Source organism: Nocardia cyriacigeorgica NBRC 100375 (genome assembly GCF_000308555.1).
GTDB classification, from domain to species: domain Bacteria; phylum Actinomycetota; class Actinomycetes; order Mycobacteriales; family Mycobacteriaceae; genus Nocardia; species Nocardia cyriacigeorgica.
On the sequence record NZ_BAFY01000152.1, the window covers coordinates 1 to 8,749 of the forward strand.

Genomic DNA, 8,749 nt, shown 5'->3' on the forward strand with positions numbered 1-8,749 from the left:
AAGCACTTCGATCGACCGCCGAGCCAACGGAACGCACCGGCCCGACAGCCCGGAACCCGACGACTCGCCCACCCTAGCAGCATTGCCGCGAACTCTCCGCCGAACTGGCAAGGCGGACTCACAGAACGCGATCCGTTGCGGCGGAGGGGATCCCGTTCGCGCACGTCAGCGGCGGTGAAGTCGTTTACCGGACCGCCCGGTCGGTCCGTCCCCCGAGGGGGCCGAAAACACCGCTGGGGCACGTTCGCGGGGGTGTCACCGGAAATCCATGGACAGCCGCGCGTTTCTGGAAGACTTCGGCGCACACATATCCGCTGTGTGCGGCGACGAGCACGAGACACGACAGGAGGGGCCCGCGTGGATATGGATCTCGTGGTCGACTTGCTGATCGCGTACGCAGTGGGTGATCAGGCGCGCACCGGGCTACAGGTGGGCGAGTTGAGCGGCCGGGCGCTCGACACCGTGGCGGGCCTGGTCGGGGACGTCGTGGTGGCGGAACTCGGCGACGACCCCGCCATCGACCGGCTGATTCAGGAGGCCCGGTCCGGCGCCGCGCCCTCGGAAGCGACTCGCACAGCGGCGCGTGCAGTCCTGGAAACGACCGCGCGAACGGACCTGTCGTTTCGGAACGCGCTGGCACGCGCGGTCGCCGGACGGCGGGGGAACCTCCTGGGGAGGTCCACGACTCTTTCCGCCGGACCACCGCCACCCCCATGGGGCCGCTCCAGCGCGGCACAACCCGACCGAGACCAATCCTGGACCGGAGCCGGCCCGCCGCCGGGCCAGGTCTACTACGACTCGTTGCCACCGCCCGCTCCGCCCCCGCAGGGCGGAGTCCGCCCCAACTCCGGACAGCAGCAACCATCCGTCCCCGGCGACCCGGCCGATCTGGCGGACGGGACCGGAAGCGGCGGTGGACGTATCGAATTCCGGTACGGCCGCCGGAAACGTCGCAAGCTGCGTGACCTGGTCCGGCGGCGTCTGCTGCCGAGATCTGCCGATGATCCGGCACGGGACGGCGGTTACCCGGGGATCGCCCACGCCGACGACGCCGACCTGGCACAGGCCGTCGGCGATCCGCTGTCCACCGAGGACTCCGAGACCGCCTCGACCGACGCCATCTGGGCCTATGCCTGCTATCCACGGCTGGATGCGCCGGATGTCGTCGTGGCAGGCGAACCGTTCCAGATCACCGTCGGGCTGTCGGAGACCTTCGATATGACGACGATGGTGTCCGGCCAGATGCATGTGTACTCCTCGGACCCGGAGTTCGAGGTCGATATCGAAGTGCTGGTCGACCCGAAATCGCTGGTCGTCACCGGTGATCCGCATGTCACCGTGCGTGTGACACTCACGGATCCGTATCCGCGCCACACGCTGACGCTCGAAGCCCTGACCGATCCGACGCTGACCGCCGAACGCACCCTGCGGCTGATCATCCGCAAACAGGGACGGATCATCGGCCTGGCCTCGCGCGTCCTCGTAGTCGTGCCGAACGCCGCCCGGCTGGCCACCACCCCGCCACCACCGCCCCCGGCTCGCCAGCTACTGGACATCGGTTCGCTGCTCGACGAGGCGCCGCCGGATCTCGTGGTCGTGGTCTACCGCGCCGACGCACCCGACACCTACGTCTGGGACGCCTATGCCCTCGGCGGGCCTCTGTTCATCCCGGACGCGCAGCGACGCAGCCGCATCGACCACACCGCACGTGATTTCGCCACCTACACGCGACGGCTGGTCAAGGCCGAGGCGTTTCGCGGAGTTGCGGTCTTCGACAATCTCAAGGGCTATGGCGATCTCATCGCCTCGGCGATGCCCAGCGGTATCCGATCGGTGCTGCGCGAGCTGGTCCGCGGCCGGACCGAGGCGCCTGCGGTGCTGTGGCTCACCGAGGAGGCGTTCGTGCCGTGGGAGCTGGCGGTGCTCGATCCGCCGCTGGACACCGAATACGGCGGCCGGGCACCGTTTCTCGGTGCGCATCTGGCGATGTCACGCTGGCCGTTCGCGCCGGAGGGACCGCAGCCGAGCCCGCGGCGGGACCATCCGGTCGCCGCGCAGGCGGTGTTGACCGCCGACTACGACGGGGTGCGGAACTTCCCGCCGCTGCCCGCGGCGGTGGCCGAGGCCGCGCGCTTCGGGCAGCGGTATGGGCCGGTCACGGCGTTGCCGCCGATGCGCGAGCAGGTCATCGACTGCCTCGAGGGCCGGATTCCGGTCGATCTGCTGCACGTCGCGCTGCACGGCAGTTTCGACGACACCGTCCAGGAAGACGGTCTGGTGCTGCTGGAAACCCGCGACACCGGTGTCGTGGCCTCGTTCCTGACAGCACTGGCGGTGCGCGGGCTGCGCAATACCGCCAGCACGCCGTTCATCTATCTCAACGCCTGTTCGGTCGGTGCGGGCCAGGCGATCCTCGGCAGCTATGCCGGATTCGCGACGGCACTGCTGCATACCGGTGCGATCGGCGTCGTCGCACCGCTGTGGACCATCGAGGACATCGTGGCCGCCGAACTCGCCGCTCGCTTCTACGACGGCGCCTTCGCCGATCCGCCGGTGCCGGTCGCCGAGCTGCTGCGCCGGGCCCGCGCCGAATACACCCGGGACCGGGTGGCGACCGATCCCGACCGGATCACCCCGACCCATCTGGGCTACCTCGCCTTCGGCCACCCACGACTTACACTGCGGCGGAACAGATCACCGGAAAGGTAACGGCGCATGCCCGAGGAGTTCCTGCTCGACGAGGACGGCCGCGCGGTCGCGGTGCACCGGCGGGTCACGGTGCGGACGCCGGGTCTAGCGGGGCGGGCCATCGTGCACGAGGCGGCCGGCGCCGGGACCCGAGGCGCCGAGCAGACCACCGACGCGCTGGTGACGGCGTTGGCGCTCAACGAGATCGAGGAGGACCTCACCGTCGAGATCCTCGATCCGCGCGAGCGCACGGCGGCGGCGGGCACCCGGGCGGCGGGCGGTCCGGACGACATCGTCATGGAGGTGGCCGATCCCGGGCCGGGCTGGCGGCAGGTGGTGTTGTACGCCTCCGAGGACGGCGCGATCAGCTGGCATTTCCCGCAGGCCGCGCCCGGCGGGCCGACCTACCGCATTCCGCGCACGGTGGTGCCCGTGGCCGAGGCACCCGGTGCCCATCGCGGATTGACCGGCGCGATCGGCACCAAGATCTTGAAGGTGCTGGTCTTCCCGTTGGTACGCGAGGGTGCGGGCTGGGTGGGCGCACGGTTCGCCGAGCTCGTCGAAAACCGGCGGCATCCGCATCGGCTACGTGTCGCCGGACCGGACAATTACCGCGCGGCCGCGCCCGAGCTGAGCGCCGAGGCGCTGGCGCAGATGGGTACCGGCCGGGCGCTGCTGCTGCTGCACGGCACCTTCAGCACGACCCACGGCGCCTTCGGGGAGCTGCCGGTGGCGACGATGCGCGAACTGCACGCCGCCTATGAAGGGCGGGTGCTCGCCTTCGACCATCCGACGGTGTCACGCACGCCGGTCGACAACATCCGGTGGCTCGCCCAGTATCTGCGGCAGCGCGACACCCGCTTGGCGGTCGACGTCGTCTGCCATTCGCGGGGTGGGCTGGTCGGGCGCGTGCTCACCGAGCGCGCGGATCTCGCCGACGTCGCGGACACGCTGACCGTCGGCAAGGCGGTGCTGGTCGGGACGCCGAACGCGGGTACCGCGCTCGCCGACGTCGCCCGGCACGAACAATTGCTCAACCGGTTCACCTCGCTGTTGCAGCTGGTGCCCGACAATGGCGTCACCGATGCCCTCGACATCGTGCTGGCGCTGGTGAAGCAGGTCGCCGCGGGGGTGGCGGAGGGCCTCGACGGTCTCATGGCGATGAACCCGAGCGCCCGGTTCCTGACCGAACAGTTGACCGGCCGGCACCCCACCGCCGCACGATATTTCACCGTCGGTGCGAATTACGAGCCGCCAGCAGGGTCATCGCTGCTGCGCATCGCCGGAGACGGCGGCGTCGACCTGGTGTTCGGCCGCGACGACAACGATCTCGTCGTCCCGACCGCGGGCGCCCTCGCCCTCGACGGCACCCATCCTCTGCCGGTCACCGACCATCTCGCGGTCGACGCGAGCGCGGCAGTCGATCATTTCGGCTACTTCGATCACCCCGCCCTGACCGAGTCGCTGGTGCGCTGGTTGCGGACGGGGTGAACGCGCCGACAACGACCATGACCACCGCGATCGAGCGCGGTGGTCATGGGAGTCATCATCGGGCTATCAGCGCGCGTTCGCCGTGCAGACGACCTCGACGATGCGCACGCCACTGAGGTTGGCAGAGCCGGTGGTGCCGAGGACCGCCGTCGGAGTGACCTCCGAGATCCGCTGGTACGCATTGCGCTCGGCATCCGCCCTGGTCGCACCGGACGCCACGACAGTGGCCTCGTTGCTCTCCATCAGTACGCCGCAGCCGTTGGCCCACGAGGCGGCCACCTCGCACCCGTCGGTCCCGCAGTCGGCGATCGCCGCGGATTCGGCATCGGCGGTGCTCGCCGCGTTGACACTCGTTCCGTACACCAACTTGCCGGGGTTCACCGCGATCGCCGCGTGCTGGCTCGCCGCGCTCGCGGTCCCCGCGCCCAGCACCGACCCCGCCGCAAGGCCGGCCACCGCGACGGCGAAGCCAACACTACCCATCAATCTCATCGAATAAACTTCCTGTTCGGATCCGCTCCGGATTCGGAGCCCACGCAATCCTTGCCGAAAGACTCGTATTTCGGAAGTCGACCCGACCACAGCGATAACGAAGCGGGCCCGGATCATGGCGATCCGGGCCCGCTTGCACAAGGCTTTACACCGTGAATCCGAGGGCGCGCAGCTGCTCGCGCCCGTCGTCGGTGATCTTGTCCGGGCCCCACGGCGGCATCCAGACCCAGTTGATCTTCAAGTCCTCGACCAGACCGCTGCGCACCAGTGCGTTGCGCGACTGGTCCTCGATGACGTCGGTCAGCGGGCAGGCGGCGGAGGTGAGGGTCATGTCGAGGGTGGCGACATTGTCCTGGTCCACCTGCATGCCGTAGACCAGCCCGAGGTCGACGACATTGATGCCGAGTTCCGGGTCGACGACGTCGCGCATCGCCTCCTCGATGTCTTCGAGGTGCTTGATCTCCTCGGCCGACAGCTCTGCCGGCGCGGCGGCTTCGGTGGTCTCTGCTTCACTCATGACGTTTCCCCATTCGTGGACCGATCACTGCCCATTGTCCGCTTAGCGTCCTCGGCGGAGGTGATGCGGACCACCGCGTCCTTGAACGCCATCCAGCCGAGCAGCGCGCACTTGACCCGCGCCGGGTACTTGGCGACGCCCGCCAGGGCGATGCCGTCACCGATCATGTCCTCGTCGCCCTCGACGGTGCCGCGGCTGGAGATCATCTCGTTGTAGGAGTCGACGACCTTCAGCGCCTGCTGCACCGGCAGCCCGATCACCTGATCGGTGAGGATCGAGGTGGCGGCCTGGCTGATCGAACAGCCCTGCCCCTCGTAGGACACGTCGGCGACATCGCCGTTGTCGTCCAGCTGGACGCGCAGGGTCACCTCGTCGCCGCAGGTCGGGTTGACGTGGTGCACCTCGGCACCGAACGGCTCCCGCAGCCCGCGGTGATGCGGGTGTTTGTAGTGGTCCAGGATCACTTCCTGGTACATCTGCTCCATGCGCATGACTTATCCAACTCCGAAGAAGCTCTGCGCCTTCCGCACGGCGGCGACCAGCTGCTCGACCTCGTCGACGGTGTTGTAGACCGCGAACGAGGCGCGCGCCGTGGCCGCGATGCCGAACCGCCGGTGCAGTGGCCACGCGCAGTGGTGGCCCACCCGGATCGCCACACCCTGATCGTCGAGGATCTGGCCGACATCGTGGGCGTGCACGCCCTCGACCAGGAACGCCACCGCGCCACCGCGGTCGACGTTCTCGGTGGGTCCGATGATCCGCACGCCGTCGATCTCGCCCAGCCCGGCGAGCGCGGCGTCGACGAGCGTGTGCTCGTGCGCGGCGACGGCGTCCATACCGATGGCGTCCAGGTACCGCACAGCCGCGGCCAGGCCGATCACCTGCGAGGTCATCGGCACACCGGCCTCGAACCGCTGCGGCGGCGGTGCGTAGGTGCTGCGTTCCATGGTGACGGTCTCGATCATCGAACCGCCGGTGAGGAAGGGCGGGGTTTCCTCGAGCAGCGCCCGCTTGCCGAACAGCACGCCGACGCCGGACGGGCCGAGCATCTTGTGTCCGGAGAACGCCGCGAAGTCGACGTCGAGCTCCCGGAAGTCGACCGGCATATGCGGCACCGACTGGCAGGCGTCGAGCACCACGAGGGCACCGACCGCCCGCGCACGGCGCACCAGTTCGGCGACGGGCGCGACCGCACCGGTCACATTGGACTGGTGGGTGAAGGCCACGACCTTGGTCGCCGGGGTCAGCTCCAGCGAATCGAGGTCGATGCGGCCGTCGTCGGTGACGCCGTACCACTTCAGTGTCGCCCCGGTGCGACGCGAGAGCTCCTGCCACGGCACCAGATTCGCGTGATGTTCCAGCTCGGTGATGACGATTTCGTCGCCCGGGCCAACGTGGTACGGGAAGCGGTCGTCGCCGAAGGCGTTGGTGACCAGGTTCAGCGATTCGGTCGCGTTCTTGGTGAACACGATCTCGCCCGCGTCGACGCCGACGAACCGCGCGATATCGGCCCGTGCGGCCTCATAGGCGTCGGTGGCCTCTTCGGAGAGCTGGTGCGCGCCGCGATGCACCGCGGAATTGCTCTCCATGATGTAGGCACGTTCGGCGTCGAGCACCGCGAGCGGACGCTGCGAGGTGGCGCCGGAGTCCAGGTACACCAACGGTTTCCCGTCCCGGACCGTGCGGTTCAGGATCGGGAAGTCGGCCCGGACCCGGGCCACGTCGAGGGTGCGGACCGTAGCGGTCATATCAGGCTCCAGCGGTGGCGGACTGAGTGAAGCGGACGTAGCCGTTGGCGTCCAGTTCCTCGGCGAGTTCCGCGCCGCCCTCGGCGACGATGCGGCCGCCGACGAACACGTGCACGAACTCCGGCTGGATGTAGCGCAGGATGCGGGTGTAGTGCGTGATCAGCAGCACGCCACCGTTCTCGCGCTCCTTGTAGCGGTTCACGCCCTCGGACACGATGCGCAGCGCGTCGACGTCGAGGCCGGAGTCGGTCTCGTCCAGGATGGCGATCTTCGGCTTGAGCAGGCCCAGCTGCAGGATCTCGTGGCGCTTCTTCTCACCACCGGAGAACCCCTCGTTGACGCTGCGGTCGGCGAAGGCGGCGTCGATCTCGAGCTCGCTCATCGACTCCTTCACCTCCTTGACCCAGTGCCGCAGCTTCGGGGCCTCACCGCGTACGGCGGTGGCGGCGGTGCGCAGGAAGTTCGACATCGAGACGCCGGGCACCTCGACGGGGTACTGCATGGCCAGGAACAGGCCCGCCCGTGCACGCTCGTCGACCGACATCTCCAGCACGTCTTCGCCGTCGAGGGTGATCGATCCGGAGGTCACCGTGTACTTGGGGTGCCCGGCGATCGCGTAGGACAGCGTGGACTTGCCGGAGCCGTTGGGGCCCATGATGGCATGCGTCTCACCGGAGCGGACCGTGAGGTTCACGCCCTTGAGGATCTTGATGGGCTCGCCGGTCTCGTCGGGGTTGGCGACCTCGGCGTGCAGGTCCTTGATTTCCAGGGTGGTCATGGAGTTCCTTTACGAAAGTTCGGGGGCTGGTATCAGGCGCCGATCGCGGCGAGTTCGGCCTCGATGGCCGCCTCGAGCCGCTCCCGGACCTCGGGGACCGCGATCTTCTGGATGATCTCGTGGAAGAAGCCGCGCACCACCAGGCGGCGGGCGACGTCCTCGGGGATGCCGCGAGCGCGCAGGTAGAACAGCTGCTCGTCGTCGAACCGGCCGGTGGCGCTGGCGTGGCCGGCGCCGGCGATCTCGCCGGTCTCGATCTCCAGGTTCGGCACCGAGTCGGCGCGGGCACCGTCGGTGAGCACCAGGTTGCGGTTGACCTCGAAGGTGTCGGTGCCCTCGGCGGCCGCGCGAATCAGCACATCGCCGACCCAGACCGTCCTGGCATCGCCCTTGGGCGATTCCGGATCACCCTGCAGCGCACCCTTGTACAGCACGTTCGACTTGCAGTTGGGCTGGGAGTGATCCACCAGCAGTCGCTGCTCGAAGTGCTGGCCCGCGTCGGCGAAGTAGAGGCCGAGCAGTTCGGCGTCGCCACCGGGCCCGTGGTACTTCACGGTGCCGGTGAGCCGGACGAGATCGCCGCCGAGGGTGACCGCGATGTGGCGCAGCGTCGCGTCGCGGCCGAGCTTCGCGTGGTGCGCGGTCGCGTTGACGGCGTCGTCGGCCCAGTCCTGCACCGCGACGACGGTCAGCTTGGCGCTGTCGGCGAGCACGAATTCCACGTTCTCGGCGTAGGTTCCGCTACCGCGCTGGTCGATGACGACCGTGGCGACGGCGAAGGGGTCCAGCCGGATCTGCAGATGCCCGTAGGCGGTCTTGCCCTCCCCCGGGCCGGTGACGGTGACGACGACGGGTTCGGCGACCTCGGTCTCCGCGCCGACCGACACCACGGTGGCCGACTCGAAGCCCGAGTAGGCCTGCGCCGCGACCCGGTCGGCGGGCACGCCTGCCTGCCCCAGGCGGGCGTCGTCGCGTCCGACGGTCTCCACCCGCACGCCCTCGACCGAGCCGACCTCGATCGTGGCGGCGCCATCA

Annotated in this window: 8 protein-coding genes; 2 read left to right on the plus strand and 6 right to left on the minus strand. The window is 69.1% G+C overall.

The window, feature by feature from the left end:
• Positions 1 to 363 precede the first annotated feature (363 nt).
• Positions 364 to 2,709, plus strand: coding sequence for a CHAT domain-containing protein (locus RJ05_RS14550; RefSeq protein WP_036537744.1), 2,346 nt, complete (start codon positions 364 to 366; stop codon positions 2,707 to 2,709).
• 6 nt (positions 2,710 to 2,715) lie between these two features.
• Positions 2,716 to 4,179, plus strand: a complete 1,464-nt coding sequence (locus tag RJ05_RS14555) for an esterase/lipase family protein (protein ID WP_036537745.1) — start codon at positions 2,716 to 2,718, stop codon at positions 4,177 to 4,179.
• A gap of 66 nt (positions 4,180 to 4,245) precedes the next feature.
• Here the strand turns inward: RJ05_RS14555 and RJ05_RS14560 are convergent, their stop codons facing one another.
• From RJ05_RS14560 to sufD, 6 genes are all read right to left on the minus strand, one after another.
• Positions 4,246 to 4,662, minus strand: a complete 417-nt coding sequence (locus RJ05_RS14560; RefSeq protein ID WP_228789012.1) for a DUF4189 domain-containing protein — start codon at positions 4,660 to 4,662, stop codon at positions 4,246 to 4,248.
• A gap of 154 nt (positions 4,663 to 4,816) precedes the next feature.
• On the minus strand, positions 4,817 to 5,188 hold the full coding sequence (locus RJ05_RS14565) for a metal-sulfur cluster assembly factor (protein ID WP_036537747.1): 372 nt from the start codon (positions 5,186 to 5,188) through the stop codon (positions 4,817 to 4,819).
• Positions 5,185 to 5,679: a Fe-S cluster assembly sulfur transfer protein SufU gene (sufU, locus tag RJ05_RS14570; RefSeq protein WP_036537748.1), complete on the minus strand. Its 495-nt coding sequence runs from the start codon at positions 5,677 to 5,679 to the stop codon at positions 5,185 to 5,187. Before sufU ends, RJ05_RS14565 begins: the two co-directional genes overlap by 4 nt.
• 3 nt (positions 5,680 to 5,682) lie before the next feature.
• The gene (locus tag RJ05_RS14575; RefSeq protein WP_036537749.1) at positions 5,683 to 6,936 is read right to left on the minus strand and encodes a cysteine desulfurase; all 1,254 of its coding nucleotides are present in this window, start codon (positions 6,934 to 6,936) and stop codon (positions 5,683 to 5,685) included.
• 1 nt (position 6,937) lies between these two features.
• Positions 6,938 to 7,714: a Fe-S cluster assembly ATPase SufC gene (sufC, locus tag RJ05_RS14580; protein WP_036537750.1), complete on the minus strand. Its 777-nt coding sequence runs from the start codon at positions 7,712 to 7,714 to the stop codon at positions 6,938 to 6,940.
• Between the two features lie 32 nt (positions 7,715 to 7,746).
• On the minus strand, positions 7,747 to 8,749 hold a 1,003-nt coding region (sufD, locus tag RJ05_RS14585), incomplete at its 5' end, for a Fe-S cluster assembly protein SufD (protein WP_036537751.1).